The 19,237-nt window shown below is 68.3% G+C and carries 17 protein-coding genes; 13 read left to right on the top strand and 4 right to left on the bottom strand.

Annotated features, from left to right (window positions below; all coding sequences use genetic code 11):
* Positions 1 to 17: 17 nt before the first annotated feature.
* Positions 18 to 1,217, bottom strand: a complete 1,200-nt coding sequence (kbl, locus tag LG380_RS08555) for a glycine C-acetyltransferase (protein ID WP_225764585.1) — start codon at positions 1,215 to 1,217, stop codon at positions 18 to 20.
* 351 nt (positions 1,218 to 1,568) lie between these two features.
* On the opposite strand from kbl, the gene LG380_RS08550 reads away from it, so the two are divergent.
* From LG380_RS08550 to LG380_RS08530, 5 genes are all read left to right on the top strand, one after another.
* Entirely contained in the window at positions 1,569 to 2,591 is a 1,023-nt protein-coding gene (locus tag LG380_RS08550; protein ID WP_225764583.1) for a sulfate ABC transporter substrate-binding protein, read from the top strand.
* 37 nt (positions 2,592 to 2,628) lie between these two features.
* On the top strand, positions 2,629 to 3,510 hold the full coding sequence (cysT, locus tag LG380_RS08545; protein WP_225764581.1) for a sulfate ABC transporter permease subunit CysT: 882 nt from the start codon (positions 2,629 to 2,631) through the stop codon (positions 3,508 to 3,510).
* Positions 3,507 to 4,439 (top strand): sulfate ABC transporter permease subunit CysW, encoded by a 933-nt coding sequence (cysW, locus tag LG380_RS08540; RefSeq protein ID WP_225764580.1) that lies wholly within the window; start codon positions 3,507 to 3,509, stop codon positions 4,437 to 4,439. Before cysT ends, cysW begins: the two co-directional genes overlap by 4 nt.
* A 10-nt stretch (positions 4,440 to 4,449) precedes the next feature.
* On the top strand, positions 4,450 to 5,478 hold the full coding sequence (locus tag LG380_RS08535) for a sulfate/molybdate ABC transporter ATP-binding protein (RefSeq protein ID WP_225764579.1): 1,029 nt from the start codon (positions 4,450 to 4,452) through the stop codon (positions 5,476 to 5,478).
* Positions 5,479 to 5,586: 108 nt separating this feature from the next.
* The gene (locus LG380_RS08530) at positions 5,587 to 6,282 is read left to right on the top strand and encodes a TorF family putative porin (RefSeq protein WP_225764578.1); all 696 of its coding nucleotides are present in this window, start codon (positions 5,587 to 5,589) and stop codon (positions 6,280 to 6,282) included.
* A 94-nt stretch (positions 6,283 to 6,376) separates the two neighbouring features.
* Here the strand turns inward: LG380_RS08530 and tdh are convergent, their stop codons facing one another.
* A complete protein-coding gene (gene tdh / locus LG380_RS08525; RefSeq protein ID WP_225764577.1) occupies positions 6,377 to 7,411 on the bottom strand; it encodes an L-threonine 3-dehydrogenase in 1,035 nt (344 codons plus the stop codon).
* A gap of 149 nt (positions 7,412 to 7,560) precedes the next feature.
* Between tdh and LG380_RS08520 the strand changes: the two genes are divergently transcribed.
* The 8 genes from LG380_RS08520 (at position 7,561) to LG380_RS08485 (ending at position 16,825) form a co-directional block, all read left to right on the top strand.
* A complete protein-coding gene (locus LG380_RS08520; protein WP_225764576.1) occupies positions 7,561 to 9,726 on the top strand; it encodes a S46 family peptidase in 2,166 nt (721 codons plus the stop codon).
* 147 nt (positions 9,727 to 9,873) lie between these two features.
* Entirely contained in the window at positions 9,874 to 10,518 is a 645-nt protein-coding gene (locus tag LG380_RS08515; protein ID WP_225764575.1) for a histidine phosphatase family protein, read from the top strand.
* A gap of 250 nt (positions 10,519 to 10,768) precedes the next feature.
* Positions 10,769 to 12,031 carry a bifunctional tetrahydrofolate synthase/dihydrofolate synthase gene (gene folC, locus LG380_RS08510; protein WP_225764574.1) on the top strand — a complete coding sequence of 421 codons (1,263 nt, stop codon included), beginning with the start codon at positions 10,769 to 10,771 and terminating at the stop codon, positions 12,029 to 12,031.
* A gap of 63 nt (positions 12,032 to 12,094) precedes the next feature.
* Entirely contained in the window at positions 12,095 to 13,120 is a 1,026-nt protein-coding gene (locus LG380_RS08505; RefSeq protein ID WP_225764572.1) for an SPOR domain-containing protein, read from the top strand.
* Positions 13,121 to 13,196: 76 nt separating this feature from the next.
* Positions 13,197 to 13,937 carry a CvpA family protein gene (locus LG380_RS08500; protein WP_225764570.1) on the top strand — a complete coding sequence of 247 codons (741 nt, stop codon included), beginning with the start codon at positions 13,197 to 13,199 and terminating at the stop codon, positions 13,935 to 13,937.
* Positions 13,938 to 13,966: 29 nt separating this feature from the next.
* A complete protein-coding gene (gene purF / locus LG380_RS08495) occupies positions 13,967 to 15,424 on the top strand; it encodes an amidophosphoribosyltransferase (protein WP_225764568.1) in 1,458 nt (485 codons plus the stop codon).
* Positions 15,425 to 15,437: 13 nt separating this feature from the next.
* Positions 15,438 to 16,271 (top strand): ferritin-like domain-containing protein, encoded by an 834-nt coding sequence (locus LG380_RS08490; protein ID WP_225764566.1) that lies wholly within the window; start codon positions 15,438 to 15,440, stop codon positions 16,269 to 16,271.
* A 125-nt stretch (positions 16,272 to 16,396) separates the two neighbouring features.
* A complete protein-coding gene (locus LG380_RS08485) occupies positions 16,397 to 16,825 on the top strand; it encodes a hypothetical protein (protein WP_225764564.1) in 429 nt (142 codons plus the stop codon).
* A 30-nt stretch (positions 16,826 to 16,855) separates the two neighbouring features.
* On the opposite strand, the gene lpxH is transcribed toward LG380_RS08485, so the two are convergent.
* Both lpxH and ppx read right to left on the bottom strand, forming a co-directional pair.
* The gene (gene lpxH, locus LG380_RS08480) at positions 16,856 to 17,602 is read right to left on the bottom strand and encodes a UDP-2,3-diacylglucosamine diphosphatase (RefSeq protein ID WP_225764563.1); all 747 of its coding nucleotides are present in this window, start codon (positions 17,600 to 17,602) and stop codon (positions 16,856 to 16,858) included.
* Positions 17,603 to 17,662: 60 nt separating this feature from the next.
* The gene (ppx, locus tag LG380_RS08475; protein WP_225764562.1) at positions 17,663 to 19,189 is read right to left on the bottom strand and encodes an exopolyphosphatase; all 1,527 of its coding nucleotides are present in this window, start codon (positions 19,187 to 19,189) and stop codon (positions 17,663 to 17,665) included.
* Positions 19,190 to 19,237: the final 48 nt, after the last annotated feature.

Here is a 19,237-nt window from a genome sequence, read left to right as displayed (position 1 = left end):
TCCGGGCCCGGGGCGGATCAGGCCTTGATCACGCCCAGCTCCCTGCCAATGCGGGTGAACGCATCAATGGCCCGGTCCAGGTGCTCGCGGGTGTGCGCCGCGCTGATCTGGGTGCGGATGCGGGCCTGTCCCTTGGGCACGACCGGGAAGAAGAAGCCGATCGCATAGATGCCTTCTTCCAGCAGGCGCTCGGCGAACTTCTGCGCCAACGGCGCGTCGTACAGCATCACCGGGCTGATCGGATGCACGCCCGGCTTGATGTCGAAGCCGGCGGCGGTCATCTGCGAGCGGAAGTAGGCGGTGTTTTCCTTCAGGCGCTCGCGCAGGTCGCCGGCCTTGTCGAGCATGTCGAAGGCCTTGATGCCGGCGGCGACCACGTGCGGCGGCAGCGAGTTGGAGAACAGGTAGGGGCGCGAACGCTGGCGCAGCATCTCGATCACCTCGGCCTTGCCGGTGGTGAAACCACCCAGCGCGCCGCCCATGGCCTTGCCGAGGGTACCGGTGATGATGTCGATCTTTTCCAGCACGCCCTTGACCTCGGCCGACCCACGGCCGGTATCGCCGAGGAAGCCGGTGGCGTGGCACTCGTCGATGTGCACCAGCGCACCGTACTTTTCGGCCAGCGCGGTGATCTCGTCGAGCGGGGCGATGAAGCCGTCCATCGAGAACACCCCGTCGGTGGTGATCAGGATGGTCCGGGCGCCGTCGGCCTTTGCCTGCTGCAGCTGCTTTTCCAGGTCGGCCATGTCGCAGTTGGCGTAGCGGTAGCGCTTTGCCTTGCACAGGCGCACGCCGTCGATGATCGAGGCGTGGTTGAGGGCATCGGAGATGATCGCGTCGTTCTCGCCCAGCAGCGGCTCGAACAGGCCGCCGTTGGCGTCGAAGCAGGCGGCGTAGAGGATGGTGTCGTCCTTGCCGAAGAAGCCGGCGATCTGCGCTTCCAGTTGCTTGTGCAGGTCCTGGGTCCCGCAGATGAAGCGCACCGAGGCCATGCCGAAGCCGTGGGTGTCCAGCGCATCCTTGGCGGCCTGGATCAGGTCCGGGTGGTCGGCCAGGCCCAGGTAGTTGTTGGCGCAGAAGTTCAGCACCGTGCGGCCATCGGCCAGGGTGATCTCGGCCGACTGCGGGCTGGTGATGACACGCTCGGACTTGAACAGGCCCTGGGCGCGGATGGCGTCGAGTTCGTCGGCGTAGTGCTGGGTCAGGGAGGCGGACATGGCGAAAGGGCAGTGGGAAAGGTCCCATTTTACCCTGCCACCTGGCGCGTCCCTTGATCGGGCATGGCATATGCGCATTTCGAATGAGATCGGCGGGGCAAGCCATTTCCCAGGCCCACTGCACCTGCCCAGCATCCGGAACGGCAGGCACCGATGCGTGCTTGCAGTTGATCCGATGCAAGGCCCGGCAGTGGCCGTCGGATAAACTCAGCCACCGACATCGTCGCCAAGGTTGCTGTCCAACGCCTGCTTGCTGCTCCCTTCGTGGAGGCAAGCCGGTTCGGGCGGCCGGGCGAGAACACGGTTTTCACTCGACTGCAGGTCTTCTTCTGGCCTGACCGGAGAATGCGAATGAAGCTCATGCGAACCCGCGCCGCGCTGCGCGCCATCCTGGTGGGATTTGCCCTGACCCTGGCCGTGGGCGCCGGGGCCAAGGACCTAAAGCTGCTCAATGTGTCCTACGACCCGACCCGCGAGTTCTACCGCGAGTTCAATGCCGCCTTTGCCGCGCACTGGCATCAGGCCAAGGGGCAGAAGGTGCAGATCGAGGCCTCGCACGGCGGGTCGGGCAAGCAGGCGCGTGCGGTCATCGATGGCCTGGAGGCGGACGTGGTGACGCTGGCGCTGGCCTACGATATCGACTCGATCGCCGAGCGGGCGAAGCTGTTGCCGACCGACTGGCAGAAGCGGCTGCCGCAGAACAGCTCGCCGTACACCTCCACCGTGGTGTTCCTGGTGCGCAAGGGCAATCCGAAGAACATCCGCAACTGGCCGGACCTGCTGCGTGCCAATGTCTCGGTGATCACCCCCAACCCGAAGACGTCCGGCGGCGCGCGCTGGAACTACCTTGCGGCCTGGGCGTTTGCCGACCACATCTTCAAGGGCGATGAAACGAAGATCCTGCGTTTCATGACCGCGCTGTTCCGCAACGTGCCGGTGCTCGATACCGGCGCGCGTGGCGCGACCACCACTTTCGTCCAGCGCGGCATCGGTGACGTGCTGCTGGCGTGGGAGAACGAGGCGTTCCTGTCCATCGAGGAACTGGGCCCGGACAAGTTCGACATCGTCGTGCCGTCGCTGTCGATCCTGGCCGAGCCGCCCGTGGCGCTGGTCGACCGCAACGTCGACAAGCACGGCACCCGCGAGGTGGCCCAGGCCTACCTGGATTACCTGTACGCCCCGGCCGGGCAGAAACTGGCGGCCAGGCACTATTACCGCCCGCGTCATCCCGAACACGCCGATCCGGCCGACATCGCGCGTTTCCCGAAGGTGCAGCTGGTGACGATCGAAAGTGCGTTCGGGTCCTGGGCCCAGGCGCACCAGCGCCACTTCACCGATGGCGGCCAGTTCGACCAGATCCTGGCGCGCAAGTGAGGCTGGCCTTGGCATCGCCATGTGCAGGCGGGCGTAGATGACCCCACCCGGATCGCAGCAGCAACCCGCCGCGGGCGGGGCAGGGCGCGTGCGCCGTCGCCGGGTCGTGCCCGGCTTCGGGCTCAGCCTGGGCTACACGCTGAGCTGGCTCGGTCTGATCGTGCTGATCCCGCTGGCGGGCGTGTTCCTGCATGCCGCGCAGCTGGGGCCGGGCGAACTTTGGCGCATCTGGACCGAGCCGAGGGTGCTGTCGGCACTGCGCGTAAGTTTCACCACCTCGCTGGCAGCAGCCGCCTTCAATGCAGTGATGGGCACCTGGGTGGCATGGGTGTTCGTGCGCTACCGCTTTCCGGGCCGGCGCCTGTTCGACGCGATGATCGACCTGCCGTTCGCCCTGCCCACCGCCGTGGCCGGCATCGCACTGGCCGCGCTGTATGGCCCCAATGGCTGGATGGGCCGCTGGCTGGAGGCGATCGGCATCCAGGTCGCCTACACCCCGCTGGGCATCACCGTGGCCCTGGTATTCATCGGATTGCCGTTCGTGGTGCGGGTGGTGCAGCCAGTGCTGGCCGAGAGCGAGCGGGAAATGGAGGAGGCCGCCGCGACCCTGGGCGCGAACCGCTGGCAGGTGGTGTGGCGGGTCATCCTGCCCGGGCTGTGGCCGGCGGTGCTGGCGGGTTTCGCGCTGGCCTTCGCCCGTGGCGTCGGTGAGTACGGATCGGTGATCTTCATCGCCGGCAACCTGCCGCAGGTCTCGGAGATCGCCCCGCTGCTGATCACCATCAAGCTGGAGGAGTTCGACTACGCTGGCGCCACCGCGATCGCGGCGCTGATGCTGCTGCTCTCGTTCGTGCTGCTGCTGCTGATCAATACGCTGCAGTCGCGGCTGCAGCGCACCAGCTCCGGGAGGGTGGGATGAGCGCTTCGACTCCCCGGAGCTCAACGGATGCCCGTTCCACCGGGCGCCGACCTTCGGCGACCACCGAGCCGGCGTGGGTCCGCGCGCTGATGGTGCTGGGGGCGCTGGCCTTCCTGCTGTCGTTCCTGCTGCTGCCGCTGCTGCTGGTGTTCACCGAGGCGCTGCGCGCCGGCCTGCAGGCATTCATCGCTGCGGTTACCGCGCCCGAAGCACTGGCCGCGGTGCGCCTGACCCTGCTGGTGGCCGCGATCGCGGTGCCGTTGAACCTGGTATTCGGCGTGGCGGCGGCGTGGGCGGTGGGCAAGCACCAGTTCCCCGGCAAGCGCTGGCTGGTCTCGCTGATCGACCTGCCGTTCGCGGTGTCCCCGGTAGTGGCCGGCCTGGTATTCATCCTGATCTTCGGCGCGCAGGGCTGGGCATGGCCGCTGATCGACCCCGGCGTTACCGTCAACCTGCCGCTGCTGGGCGAGCTCACCCTGCGCCTGCCGCCAGTGGTGTTCGCGCTGCCGGGGATCGTGCTGGCCACGGTGTTCGTGACGTTTCCGTTCATTGCCCGCGAGCTGATGCCGCTGATGGAGCAACAGGGCGTGGACGAGGAGCTGGCGGCGATGACGCTGGGCGCCAGTGGCTGGCAGACCTTCTGGCGCGTCACCCTGCCGAACATCCGCTGGGCACTGCTGTATGGCGTGCTGCTGTGCAGTGCCCGTGCGCTGGGGGAGTTCGGCGCGGTATCGGTGGTGTCTGGGCATATCCGCGGGCGCACCAATACGCTCTCCCTGCACGTGGAGATCCTCTACAACGAATACGCCTTCAGCGCCGCCTTCGCCGCGGCCTCGATTCTGGCGGCCAGCGCGCTGGTGACGCTGGCGCTGAAGTCCTTCCTCGAGTGGCGCCACGGCGAGGCCCTGGCCGCCGGGCACAGGCACTGACGGACGACCCATGGAAATCAGCATCGAAAACGTGGCCCGCCACTTCGCCGGCACCAATGCGCTGGACGGTGCCAGCCTGCAGGTGCGCAGCGGCGAGCTGCTGGCCCTGCTCGGGCCGTCCGGCTCGGGCAAGACCACCTTGCTGCGGGCCATCGCGGGGCTGGAGCCGGTGGACGCCGGACGCATCCTGTTCGATGGCGAGGACGCCACCGGGCTCAGCGTGCAGGAGCGGCAGGCCGGTTTCGTGTTCCAGCATTATGCGCTGTTCCGGCACATGACCGTGCACGACAACGTGGCCTTCGGCCTGCGGGTGCGGCGTGGTGCCAAGCGCTGGCCGGGCGCGCGCATCGATTCGCGGGTGGACGAGCTGCTGGCCCTGGTGCAGCTGCAGGGCCTGGGCAGCCGCTATCCGGCCCAGCTGTCCGGCGGCCAGCGACAGCGCGTGGCACTGGCCCGCGCGCTGGCAATCGAACCGAGGGTGCTGCTGCTGGACGAACCGTTCGGCGCGCTCGATGCGCAGGTACGTCGTGAACTGCGCCGCTGGCTGCGCGAACTGCACGAGCAGACCGGGCTGACCACGCTGTTCGTCACCCACGACCAGGAAGAGGCGCTGGAGCTGGCCGACCGCGTCGCGATCCTCAACAGGGGGCGCATTGAGCAGGTCGGCACTCCGGACGAGGTGTATGACCTGCCGGGCACGCCCTTCGTGTACGGCTTTGTCGGTGATGTGAACCGGCTGCAGGCCCAGGCCCGGGACGGGCAACTGTGGGTGGGCGATGTCCCGCTGCCTTTGCCGGAGGGAGCCGACCTTTCCGGCCCGGCCCAGCTCTATGTGCGGCCCGAGGACCTCCAGCCCGGCAGCGAGGGCTGGCCGGCCACGGTGGTCTCGGTGCTGCGCAGTGGCTCGCGCCAGCGGATGCGGGCGCGCCTGCACGAAGGCAGCGAGGTCGAGGTCGAACTTCCGGCCGTCGGACCTGGGTGGAGGTCCGGGGCGCTGGTGCATCTCCAGCCACGTCGCTACCGTGCTTTCACCGACTGATTCACACAGTGTTGACGACGGGCATTGTTGCGACGCAATATCGATGCGGTTAAAAAATCGTGAACGCCGTCGCGGTCACGCCACCCGACCGCCTCATGGAGACCTGCAATGAACAGCAAACGAATCCTGGCTTCTGCCCTGTTTGCACTGTTGACCGCCCCGTTTGCCGCTTCCGCGCAGGATGAGGCGTCGTCGCCCTTCAGCTGGAACATCACCGGTGTTTCGGATTACGTCTGGCGCGGCGTTTCCCAGACCGACGAGAACCCGACCGCCCAGGCCGGCTTCACCTACACCTCGCCGGTGGGCATCTACGCCGGTGCGTGGGCTTCGGGCGTGGACTTCGGCGACGGCGACCCGGATTACGAACTGGACTACTTCGTCGGTTACAACGTCGACCTCAACGAGACGGTCAACTTCGACATCCTGCTCAACCGCTATACCTACCCGGGTGCGTCGGAGCTGAACTTCAACGAGCTGATCGCCAAGACCACGTTCGCCGAGGACTACAGCGTGACCCTGGCGTACAGCAATGACTTCGGCGGCTCGGAAACCGATGCCTTCTACATCAACGGCGCCGCCAGCTACGGCCTGCCGCAGGACTACAGCCTGGACTTCTCGGTCGGCCGCAGCTTCTTCGAGCGCGAGTACTCGGAGAACTACCTGGACTGGAGCGTCGGCGTGAGCAAGAGCTTCGGCGCCGTCAGCGCGTCGCTGGCCTACGTGGGCGTCGACGGCAACGGCCGCGACATCTACGGCGAGCTGGCCTCCAGCCGCGTCGTGCTGACCCTCAACGTGGGCATGTAAGTTCCAGCCCGCGTAACGGAAAAAGGCGCCGAAAGGCGCCTTTTTTCATGGGAGTGCCGGGGCGCTGGGTGCGCGCCCCGGCTGGTCCGCGACTTCAGTTCCAGCTGAGCACGACCTTGCCGGCCTTGCCGGCTTCCATCAGGTCGAAACCTTCCTGGAAGCGCTCGATCGGCAACTGGTGGGTCAGCACTTTGCCCAGCGGGAAGCCGGAAAGCACCAGCTGGGTCATCTTGTACCAGGTCTCGTACATCTTGCGGCCGTAGATGCCCTGCACGGTCAGGCCCTTGAAGATGATCTTGTCCCAGTCGCAGCCCGCGCCCTTGGGCATGATGCCGAGCATGGCGATCTTGCCGCCGTGGTACATGCAGTCGAGCATGTCGTTGAAGGCGTGCGGGTTTCCGCTCATCTCCAGGCCGACGTCGAAGCCTTCCATGTGCAGCTCGGCCATCACGTCCTTGAGCGGGGTCTTGGCGACATTGACCACGCGGGTGGCGCCCATGTCGGCGGCCAGCTTCAGGCGGAAGTCGTTGACGTCGGTGACCACCACGTTGCGCGCGCCGATGTGCTTGCAGATGCCGGCGGCGATGATGCCGATCGGGCCGGCACCGGTGATCAGCACGTCCTCGCCGATCACATTGAACTCCAGCGCGCAGTGCGCGGCGTTGCCGTACGGGTCGAAGAAGGCGGCCAGCTCGGACGGGATCTGGTCGGGGATCGGCCACAGGTTGGTGGCCGGCATCACCATGTACTCGGCGAAGGCGCCGTTGACGTTGACGCCGATGCCGACGGTGTTCGGGCACAGGTGCTGGCGGCCGCCACGGCAGTTGCGGCAGTGGCCGCAGACGATGTGGCCTTCGGCCGAGACGCGCTGGCCGACCTCATAGCCGGTGACCGCCGAGCCCAGCGCGGCGATGCGGCCGACAAACTCATGGCCGATGGTCAGGCCGGGCTTGATCGTGCGCTGGCTCCACTCGTCCCACAGGTAGATGTGCAGGTCGGTACCGCAGATGGCGGTCTTTTCCAGCTTGATCAGCACCTCGTTCGGGCCCGGCGTGGGGACCGGCACGTCCTCCAGCCAGATGCCCTTGCTCGCCTCGCGCTTCACCAGCGCCTTCATCGTCTGTGCCATTGCCGGCCGGTCCCGCAGGTTGGATAAGGGCGCCGATTATAAGCTTTCATCTGTAACTTCCCGTGCGCGGCGGTCATGCCCTATGGCACGGTCGGCCGGACCGGGGCGGGGGGCTACAATCGGCGGTTCCATTCATCCAGGGCCGCCAGATGCGCTCCAACCTCCTTGCCTTGTCCATCGTCGCCAGCCTCGGTCTGGCCCAGCTTGCCCATGCCGCCGAAGGCATGTGGGTGCCGCAGCAGCTGCCGGAGATCGCCGGCCCGCTGAAGGACGCCGGGCTGAAGCTCTCCCCCGAGCAGCTGTCCAACCTGACCGGCGATCCGATGGGCGCGGTGGTGGCACTGGGCGGCTGCACCGCCAGCTTCGTCTCGCCACAGGGCCTGGTGGTCACCAACCACCACTGCGCGTATGGCGCGATCCAGCTGAACTCCACCGCCGAGAAGAACCTGATCCAGGACGGCTTCAACGCGCCAACCTTCAAGGACGAGCTGAGCGCCGGCCCGAACGCCCGCGTGTTCGTGCTCGACGAGATCACCGACGTCACCGCCCAGGCCAAGGCCGCCATCGAAGGCGCCGGCAAGGATGGCCTGGCCCGCATGCGCGCGCTGGAGGCCTTCGAGAAGGCCCAGATCGCCGCCTGCGAATCCGGGGAAGGCTTCCGCTGCCGCCTGTACAGCTTCTCCGGCGGCAACACCTACCGCCTGTTCAAGAACCTGGAAATCCGCGACGTGCGCCTGGCCTATGCGCCCCCGGGCAGCGTCGGCAAGTACGGCGGCGACGTCGACAACTGGATGTGGCCGCGCCACACCGGCGACTTCGCCTTCTACCGCGCCTACGTCGGCAAGGACGGCAAGCCGGCCGCCTACAGCGAGGACAACGTTCCCTACCAGCCCAGACACCACCTGAAGTTCGCCGACCAGCCGCTGGGCGCCGGTGATTTCGTGATGGTGGCCGGCTACCCGGGCCGCACCAACCGTTACGCGCTGGCCAGCGAGTTCGACGAAGCCGCCGGGCAGACCTTCCCGCTGACCATCAAGCACGTCGGCGCGGTGATCGACCTGGTCGAGAAAGCCGGTGCCAAGGATCCGGACATCAAGGTCAAGTACGCCGCCTCGATGGCGTCCTGGAACAACGTCACCAAGAATTACGAAGGCCAGCTGGAAGGCTTCAAGCGCATCGATGCCGCCGCCACCAAGCAGGCCGAGGAAGCAGCCGTGCTGGCCTGGCTGAAGGGCCAGGGCAAGTCCGGCAAGGCTGCGCTGGCCGCGCACGCGCAGCTGGTCGGCCACGGCAAGGCCACCGGCAGCACCCGCGAGCGTGACTTCTTCGTCGGCCAGTTCAACAGCACCCCGGTGCTGTCCTCGGCCATCACCCTGTACCGGCTGGCGATCGAGAAGGCCAAGCCGGACGCCGAGCGCGAGCCCGGCTTCCAGCAGCGCGACCTGACCACCATCGAAGGTGGCCTCAAGCAGATGGACCGCCGCTACGTGCCGGCCATGGACCAGCAACTGCAGGCCTATTTCCTGCAGCAGTACGTGGCCCTGCCCGAGGCCCAGCGCAACAACCCGGTGCTGAACCAGTGGCTGGGCGGCCACGATGCCGCGGCCGTCGACGCACTGGTCGGTAAGCTGGCCGGCTCGAAGCTGGGCTCGCTGGAAGAGCGCCTGAAGTGGTTCAACGCCGACAAGGCGGCGTTCGAGTCCAGCGATGACCCGGCGATCCAGTACGCGGTGGCGGTGATGCCGGCGCTGCTGGAGCAGGAAGCCAAGCGCAAGACCCGCGCCGGCGAGGCGCTGACCGCGCGCGCCACCTACCTGCAGGCCGTGGCCGACTACAAGAAGAGCCAGGGCGGCTTCGTCTATCCGGACGCCAACCTGTCCCTGCGCATCACCTTCGGCAACGTGATGGGCTACGAGCCCAAGGACGGCGTGGCCTACACCCCGTTCACCACGCTGGAGGGCATCCCGGCCAAGGACACGGGCGTGGATCCGTTCGATGCGCCCAAGGCCCTGCTCGATGCGGTCAAGGCCAAGCGCTACGGCGGCCTGGAAGACAAGCGCATCGGCTCGGTGCCGGTGAACTTCCTGTCCAACCTGGACATCACCGGCGGCAACTCCGGCTCGCCGGTGCTTGATGCCAACGGCAAGCTGGTCGGCCTGGCCTTCGACGGCAACTGGGAGTCGGTGAGCTCGAACTGGGTGTTCGATCCGGTGATGACCCGCATGATCGCGGTCGACAGCCGCTACATGCAGTGGATCATGCAGGAAGTGGCCCCGGCGCCGCAGCTGCTGAAGGAACTGGACCTGGCGAAGTAAGCCGGACCCTCGAGCCCCGGACCCGGCACCCGCCGGTCCGGGGCTTTTTTGTGCGCGTTGCAGACCTCCGGGAAGGGCAGTGCTGCGTCGCGGTATGATGCCGGTCCCTCCGTTGCCGGAGGCCCCCATCCAGAGGAACCACGCTGCATGCGCATCCTGCTTGCCCGTCACGGCGAAACGCCGTGGAACGCCGAAGGCCGCTACCAGGGCCAGATCGACATTCCCCTGTCGCCGATTGGCGAGGCGCAGGCAAAGGCGCTGGGCGAACGGCTTAAGTCGGTGGACATCGCCCGCGCGGTGGCCTCGCCGCTGTCGCGCGCGCAGACCACGGCCAGGCTGGCGCTGGGTGCGGATCGTGAATCGATGCTGCAGACCGATGCCGACCTGCAGGAAATCGCCCACGGCGAGTGGGAAGGGCTGCTGGCCAGCGAGATCAATGACAAGGACCCGGCCCGCCTGCGTGCCTGGCGCGAGGAGCCGGACACCGTGCTGATGCCCGGCGGCGAATCGCTGCGCCAGGTACTGGACCGCAGCTGGCGTGGCCTGGCCCGCGCCGCCGAAGGCCTGGGCGAGCACGACACCCTGCTGGTGGTGGCCCATGACGCGGTCAACCGCGTACTGCTGTGCAAGGTGCTGGGCCTGCCGATCGGCAAGCTGTGGACCTTCCGCCAGGCGCCGACCACGCTGAACCTGCTCGAAGGCCCCGATGTGGACAGCCTGGAAGTGGTGCGCCTGAATGACTGTGCCCACCACACCCCGTTCTTCGGCGAGGCCAAGCACCGCGCGCTGTAACTGCGGCGGCTGTTGCCGCCGGTCCAGCAACGAAGGCTTGCGGCCCCGGCACTGCCGATAACCGGACCGCGCCGATCCTTCTGATGCCAGGCTGTCCATACCGGTCAGCTCCAGTATCCGCGCGGCCCGGGCTTGGACGGCAGCCGCAGCTGGCGTAAATACCGAGACTGGAGCCTGATGGCCCGGCAAGCCACGCGCGGCCCGAACGACCAGATGCCACCTGCCCGCGTGGGTGGCCAGGAACACTGCAATGAACATCGAACAATGGCTGGCCCATATCGAAGGCCAGCACCCGCAGAACATCGCCCTCGGGCTGGAGCGCGTGCGCGAGGTCGCCACGCGGATGCAGCTCGGCCAGCCGGCCGCGCATACCATCGTGGTGGGTGGCACCAACGGCAAGGGGTCGACGGTGGCCTTCATCGAGGCGATCGGACGCGCGGCCGGTTACCGGGTCGGCACCTACACCTCGCCGCACCTGCTGCGCTACAACGAGCGCGTGCGCATCGATGGCGCCGAGGCCGATGACGCCGGGCTGGTCGAGGCCTTCGAGGCGGTCGAGGCGGCACGCGGCGACACCCCGCTGACCTATTTCGAATACGGCACGCTGGCCGCGCTGTGGCTGTTCCAGCGCGAAGGCCTGGACCTGGCCGTGCTCGAGGTCGGTCTCGGCGGGCGGCTGGACGCGGTCAATATCGTCGATGCCGACGTAGCGGTGATCACCACGGTGGACATCGACCACCGCGACTGGCTCGGCGATGACCGCGAGGCCATCGGCATGGAGAAAGCCGGGATCATCCGCGGCTGGAAGCCGGTGGTGCTGGGCGAGATCGATCCGCCCTCCAGCGTGCTGCGCCGTGCTTACCTGGTCGGTGCCAACGCCATCCGCTTTGGCAGCGACTACTTCGCCGAGCCGATCGACGAAACGAGCTGGCGCTGGCGCGATGTGTCCACGACGCTGGAACTGCCGCAGCCGCAGTTGTGGGCGCCGGTGCAGCGCGCCAATGCCGCCGCGGCGATCGCCGCGCTCTCGGCTTCGGAGCTGGTGATTCCGCAGGCCGCGTGGGCCGAGGGCATCGCCTCGGCCACGCTGGCCGGCCGCCTGCAGGCCTTCGAGCGCGACGGTGTCGAGATCCTGGTGGATGTCGGCCACAACCCGCAGGCCGCGCGCGAACTGGCTGCGGCGCTGGCCGCGCGGCCAGCCAGCAGTCGTACCCTGGCGGTGTACGCCGCGCTGGTCGACAAGGACGTGCACGGCGTGGTCCAGGCGCTGCAGCCGCGCGTGGACCAGTGGCTGCTGGCCGGGCTGGATGGCGAGGGCAGCCGGGGCCAGTCCGCGCAGGCGCTGCAGGCGCGGCTGCAGGACACCGCGGCCGCCGTGGCGCCCGTGCACGACAGCGTTGGACAGGCATTGCAGCAGGCACTGGAACAGGCACGGGCAGGCGATCGCGTGCTGGTGTTCGGTTCGTTCCATACCGTCGCAGCAGCGTTGCACGTGCTGGATACGACGCGCTGACATGGGCCGCGGGCACGCCCGCTATAATCGCGGCGGCATTCCGCCCTGCCGCCAGCAAGCTACGTGGATACTTCCCTGAAACAGCGACTGATTGGTGCCATCGTCCTGGTGGCGTTGGCTGTCATCTTCCTGCCGATGCTGGTCAAGGGGCCCGCCCCTGACAGTGGCGTGCGCGACGTTCCGCTCAAGGCACCGGCGGCACCGGCCGAAGGCCAGTTCCAGACCCGCGAACTGCCGCTGGTTGCCCCGGCAGGAGCGACAGGCGAGGGCGCGCTGGGCATGCCGGCCACCGCGCAGGCGGGCAATCCCGATGCCGCCGACCCGGCCAGTACCGGCCAGGATGCGGCCGCTCCGGCCGTGGCCGCGGGCAATTACGCGGTGAGCTTCGGCGCCTATGCCACCGAGGCCGATGCCGATGCGGTTATTGCCTTCCTGAAGAAATCCCAACTTCCCGGCTTCCGCCAGGCCGACACGATCAATGGCCGTCAGGCCTGGCGCGTGCGCATCGGTCCCTACGCCGACCGTGCACAGGCAGAGTCGGTGCGCCTGCAGGCGGCCGGCCTGCGCAGCGACGTCGACGCCAAGGTCGTGACGCTCAACGCCGAACCCGGGCCGGCCCCGGCCGCGGCGGTGCCCGCGACTCCCGCCGCCCCGGCTCCTGCACCGGTTGCCGCCACGCCGCAGCCGGCACCGGAGCCGCCGAAGCCGGCTCCGGCCAAGGTCGAGCCACCCAAGCCACAGCCGGCCAAGCCCGCGCCGGAACCGGCCAAGCCCGAAACTCCCAAGGTCGCCGCCCAGCCGGCCAGCCCGGACAAGCCTGCCGTGGCCGAACCAAAGGCCCCGGCGGCCAGCAGCGTGGGCTTTGCCGTGCAGCTGGGTGCCTTTGCCCAGGCCGGTGACGCCACCGCGCTGCGTGACCGCGTGCGTGCGGCCGGCTTCAGCGCCTTCGTCGAGCAGGTGCGTACCGACAAGGGCACCCTGAGCCGCGTGCGGGTCGGGCCAGTGGCCAACCGCGCCGAGGCCGAGCAGATCAAGGCCCAGGTCGCCGCCCGGGTGGGCATCACCGGCATGGTGGTGCCGCATCCTTGAGCTGCGCGCATGACGGGCGCAGCAACACCCTGGCCCGCAGCGGGTCGGGAATCTCGACGGGCAGGGAGCGCCTTGCATGATTGACCTGGTGCTGTTGACGGTGATCGGCGTGTCGGCCCTGCTCGGGCTGATCAGGGGCTTCGTCGGCATCGTCGTCGGAACCCTGTCGTGGCTGCTCTCCGGCTGGGCCGCGTTCCAGTTTGGCGACAGCACCACGCACTGGCTGGCCGACGGCCCGCCCACCGTGACCCACTACCTGGGCGGCTATGCGCTGACCTTCGTCGCGGTGATGGTGGTGGTGGCCGTGGTCGGCATGATCCTGCGCAGCGCGGTGGATGCGACCCGGCTGAACGGTACAGATCGCGCGCTGGGTTTCGGCCTTGGGGTGCTGCGCGGCGGCCTGTTCAGCTGCGTGCTGGTGCTGCTGATGGGCTTTACCCCGCTGCCGCGCGAGGAAGCGTGGCAGCAATCCAGGCTGTTGCCGGTGCTGTTGCCGGTCGCGCACTGGATGCGCGCGCAGTTGCCGGACTTCTCGATGCCGGATGTGAACGTGCGCGCACTGCCCGGGGTGGACTTGGGCAAGCTGCCCCTGGCAGGCGATAATGCCGGCTTCGACGACATGGTATCGGGCAGCGGGTTGCAGCAGGCGGTGTCGAAGGCGCTGGGACAGGGCCGCAACGACGACGCCAGCGCGGAAGACCCAAGGGACCCCGCACGGGGACTGCCTCCCAACATCGATCCGGCGCAGGTGCGCCCGGATCAAGCCGACCCGGCACGGGTCGAGTCCCCCGGCCAGGCACGGCCATCCTCAAGGTAACGGGCGCACGCCCGCGGAGAGCGCGCAAGATGTGTGGCATCGTCGGTATCGTCGGCAACGAAAACGTCGCCGGGCAACTGTATGACGGCCTGACCGTCCTCCAGCATCGTGGCCAGGACGCGGCGGGCATCGCTACCGCGGACGGCACCCGCCTGCGGGTGCAGAAGGGCAACGGACTGGTCCGCGACGTGTTCGACGAGACCCGCATGTCGGTGCTGCGCGGCTGCGTCGGCATCGCTCACGTGCGCTACCCCACTGCCGGTTCCGAAGGCCTGGACGAGGCGCAGCCGTTCTACGTCAACTCGCCCTACGGCATCGCCCTGGCCCACAACGGCAACCTGATCAACACCGAGGCGCTGCGCCAGCAGGTGTTCGAGGCCGACCGCCGCAACGTCAACACCGAGTCGGACAGCGAAGTGCTGCTGAACGTGTTCGCCTACGAACTCGATGCGCAGCGCATGCTCACCCCCGAGGCCGCGATCCGCGCCGTGGCCGGCGTGCACCGCCGCTGCAAGGGCGGCTACGCCGTGGTCAGCGTGGTGCTGGGCCTGGGCCTGGTCGCGTTCCGCGATCCGCACGGCATCCGTCCGCTGGTGCTGGGCAAGCGTGGCGACGCCGAATACATCGTGGCTTCCGAATCGGTGGCGCTGGACGTGCTCGGTTTCGAGCGCGTGCGCGACCTCGCCCCGGGCGAGGCGCTGGTGATCACCAACGACGGCCAGCTGTACAGCGAGATCTGCGCGACCGAGACGAAGATGTCGCCGTGCATCTTCGAGTACGTGTACTTCGCGCGCCCGGACTCGATGATCGACAACGTCTCGGTGCACAAGGCGCGCATGCGCATGGGCACCAAGCTGGGCGAGAAGATCCTGCGCCTGCGCCCGGACCACGACATCGACACCATCATCCCGATCCCGGACACCTCGCGCGACGTCGCGCTGGAGATGTCCAACGTGCTCGGCGTGAAGTACCGCGAGGGCTTCGTCAAGAACCGCTACGTCGGCCGCACCTTCATCATGCCGGGGCAGGGCGAGCGCGTTAAGTCGGTGCGCCGCAAGCTCAACCCGATCCACCTGGAGTTCCGCAACCGCGTGGTGCTGCTGGTCGATGACTCGATCGTGCGTGGCACCACCAGCCAGCAGATCGTGCAGATGGCCCGCGACGCCGGTGCGCGCAAGGTCTACCTGGCCAGCGCCGCGCCGCCGGTGCGGCATCCCAACATCTACGGCATCGACATGCCGGCGGCCGAGGAACTGGTCGCGCACAACCGCAGCATCGAGGAAATCGAGAAGCACCTGGGCTGCGACTGGCTGATCTACCAGGACCTGGAAGACCTGGAAGCCGCCGTGCGCGAGGGCAACCAGGCGCTGACCCAGTTCGACTCGTCCTGCTTCAACGGCCAGTACGTCACCGGCATCGAGCCGGGCTACTTCGAGCGCATCCAGCAGCTGCGTTCGGACGACGCCAAGAACAAGCGCCGCGCCTGAGCCGGGCGTGGCAGTGAGCGAGGCGGCATTCCCTGACGTCGGCGGCGACCTGTTGCGCGCCGCCCAGGCCTGCCTGGCCGAGCCGGATCCGTGGCGCAAGGCCGCGCTCAGCCGTCATTTCGCCGCGCAGTATCGCGATGGCCGGCTCAAGCTGCCGGCCGATGCGCCCGGGCCGGAACCGATCCGCATGCCGGGCCGGCCGCCGCAGCTGCAGCTGGTGCATCCGAGCAAACTGCCGCGCCGTGGCCTGGGCAGCGTGGAAGGCCGTGCCGCCTTCATCCACGCCATCGCCCATATCGAACTCAATGCGATCGACCTGGCCTGGGACGCGGTGTACCGCTTCCGCGGCCTGCCGTCCTCGTTCTGCTCGGACTGGGTGAGCTGCGCCGACGACGAGTCGCGCCATTTCCTGCTGCTGCGTGCGCGCCTGCTCGCCCACGGCGCGGACTATGGCGAGCTGCCGGCACACAACGGGCTGTGGGACATGTGCGAGAAGACCGCCCACGATGGCCTGGCACGCATGGCCCTGGTGCCGCGCGTGCTCGAGGCGCGCGGGCTGGATGTCACCCCGGGCATGATCGACAGACTGCGTGCGCTGGGTGATGGCGAAACCGCCGACGTGCTGGAGATCATCCTGCGCGAGGAAGTGGCCCACGTGGCCGCCGGTACCCGCTGGTACCACTGGTACTGCCGCCAGGCCGGGGTCGAGCCGCGCACGCGCTTCCGCGAGCTGCTGCACCAATACGCCGGTGGCTACCTGCACGGCCCGTTCAACGACGAGGCGCGCCTGCTGGCCGGCTTTGCCGAGGACGAGTTGCTGCTGCTGGTCGAGCCGGCGCGGAACTGACCGGGCTACCGGCTTCCGGGTATACGCAGCCCCCTTCGCAGGGCCTTGGCTGCGGTATGCCAGCATTGAAGGTCAGGGTGCCAGGTGTCGCCGGCACTGCGTGACAGCCAACGAGGTGATCCGTGATGAACCTGCCGCGTGTTCCTTTCCTGCTGCTGGTGCTTGGCGTGTGTGCCTGCACACCGCAGCCGCAGCCGGCCAACAACGAAGACACGGGTGCACCGGCCATCGTCGATGACTTTCCGGCCAGACTGCAGGTGGTCGGCACCGAGCCGTTCTGGGGCATCCGCATCGACGGGGAAATCTTGCTCTACAGCACGCCGGAAACGATCGATGCGCCGCGCCGGCTGGAGGGCGCGCGGCGGGTCGATGGCGATGGCCTGCACTTCACCGGGCAGGAGGGCGAGGACGCGTTCGCGCTCGATGTGCGGCGCGAACCATGTTCGGACGGGATGTCCGATATCGAATATCCCTACCTGGCCGAATTCGTGTCCGGCGCGCAGACGCTGCAGGGTTGCGCACGGGATTCGTCGGTCGAGATGGCGCCGCAGTAGGGCCAGCGGCGCACGGGAGCCGGGCAGCCCTCAGGCCGTGCCCAGCGTTTCCAGCCGGTAACCGTCGGCATCCACGCGCAGTACCGATCCCTGTTCGTACCAGTCGCCGAGCACGATGCGGGTGCAGGTGCGCCCGCCCGCTTCCAGCGTGTGCACCGCAGGGCGGTGGGTGTGGCCATGGATCATGGTGTCCACGCCGTAGCGCACGAAGGTGGAGGCCACTTCGGCCGGTGCCACATCGGTGACCGTCTCGAACTGCGCGCGGTCGTCCTGCTTCATTTCCGACTGTCGCGCCTGGCTGGCCGCACGTGCCTGCTGGGCGAAGGCGATGCGCGCCGGCAGCGGCTGCGACAGGAACTGCGCGATGAAGGCCGGGTCGCGGGTCTGCGCACGGAAGGCCTGGTAGGCGGTGTCGTCGGTACACAGCAGGTCGCCGTGCTGCAGCAGCACCGCGCGGCCGTACAGCTCGATCACGCTCGGGTCGTGCAGGATGCGCAGGCCGGCGCGGCGCGCGTAGTCCTCGCCGAGCAGGAAGTCGCGGTTGCCGCGGATGAAGTACACCTGCACGCCGGTGTCGGTCAGTCCGCGCAGCGCCACGGCGACCGCGTCGGCCGCCGGCGAGGGCGTGTCATCGCCGATCCAGGCTTCAAACAGGTCGCCGAGGATGTACAGCGCTTCGGCATCGCGCGCGTCATCGCGCAGGAACGCCAGGAACAGCTCGGTGATGGCCGGGCGGCTGGGGTCCAGGTGCAGGTCGGAAATGAACAGGGTCGTCATGCACGCATTGTAGGCGCGAGCCCATCCGCTGCGCGCGTCACCGGCAGGCCGGCGATGGCCTCAGGTGACTGAAGGGCGGAAGTCGAAGCCCAGCCCGGCCATGCCCTCGACCTCGCCGATCAGGTCGGCGCGCAGCAGCGGCCGCGCGTCGAGGTAGTCCCTGTCCAGGACCAGCGACAGCACGTTGCCGTCCACCGACAGTTCCAGCGTCGGAATCGGGTGCTGCTCGTGTGCCCGGTGCAGCAGCACGGCCAGACGCAGCAGGGCGGCGGTGCGCCGTGCCGGTTGCACCAGTCGGTCCGGCAGTGCGTCGAACGCGCTCCTGGGCACGTTGCGGCGATGGGTGCGGATCAGCGCGGCCAGCATCTGCTGTTCCTGCCGCGAGAAGCCGGCGATGTCCGAGTGCTCGATCACGTAGCTGCCGTGGGTGTGGTAGCCGCTGTGCGCGATCATCAGGCCCAGCTCGTGCAGGCGCGCAGCCCAGCCCAGCATCCGCGCATCGTCGGCATCGAGCTGCCACGGCTCGGCCACCTGCTCGAACATGCGCTCGGCGGTGGCCTGCACGCGCGCGGCCTGCGCGGCATCGATGCCATAGCGCACGGTCAGCGCCTCCACCGAGGCATCGCGCGGGTCGTTGTCGCTGCTGCGGCCGATGATGTCGTGGAGGATGCCCTCGCGCATCGCCGCCTTGCTGACCAGCAGCTTCTGCAGGGCCAGCGCCTGGAACGCGGCCTCGAGCACGAGGATGCCGCCGGCGATGATCGGGCGCCGCTCGCTGGACAGCGTCGGCAGGTTGATGTCGTCGATGTGCCTTGCGCGCAGCAGTTCCTCGCGCAGCTGTGGCAGCGCCTCGGCGGTGATCGCGCCCTTGCTCAGCTTCATCGCCGCGCAGATCTCGCTGATCGCCTTGTGCGTGCCGGAAGAGCCCAGGGCCTCCTGCCAGCCGAGCGCCCTGTACTTGACCGCGAACGGCTGGAACTCGGCGCCGATTTCGGTCAGCGCGTCCTTCCAGCGTTTCTTGCTCAGCTTGCCGCCGGGGAAGAAGCGGCGCGTGCTGGCGATGCAGCCGGCCTGCAGGCTCTCGCGTTCCAGCGTCTCCATGCCGCGGCCGATGATGAATTCGGTCGAGCCGCCGCCGATATCGATCACCAGCCGGTGCTGGTCCGGCTTGGGTGGCTGTGCGTGGGCTACCCCAAGGTAGATCAGGCGGGCCTCCTCGCGGCCGCTGACCACTTCGATGGCATGGCCCAACGCGGTTTCGGCCGGCATCAGGAAGGCCAGCGGTTCGCGCAGCTTGCGTACCGAGTTGGTGGCCAGGGCGCGGACCCGGTAGGGCGGGATATCGCGGATGCGCTGGCCGAAGCGGGCCAGGGACTCGAGCGCACGCTGGCGTGCCTGCGGCGACAGGCCGCCCTTGCCGTCCAGGCCATCGGCCATGCGCACGGTTTCGCGCAGGCGGTCGACCACGCGCAGCTGCCCGAGCAGGTAGCGCGCGATCACCATGTGGAAGCTGTTGGACCCCAGGTCGATGGCGGCCAGCAGGTCGCCGTCCTGCAGCGGCGGGGAAGTCGGTTGGGACTGGGGCATGGCGCGAATGGTAAACGAAGGCCGGGTGATGGCGGCATCGGCGACCGC

Origin of the sequence: Stenotrophomonas sp. Marseille-Q4652 (assembly GCF_916618915.1) — a bacterium.
GTDB lineage: Bacteria > Pseudomonadota > Gammaproteobacteria > Xanthomonadales > Xanthomonadaceae > Stenotrophomonas.
The sequence above is the reverse complement of the archived record's forward strand: the minus strand, read 5'-3'. Positions and strand labels throughout refer to the sequence as shown.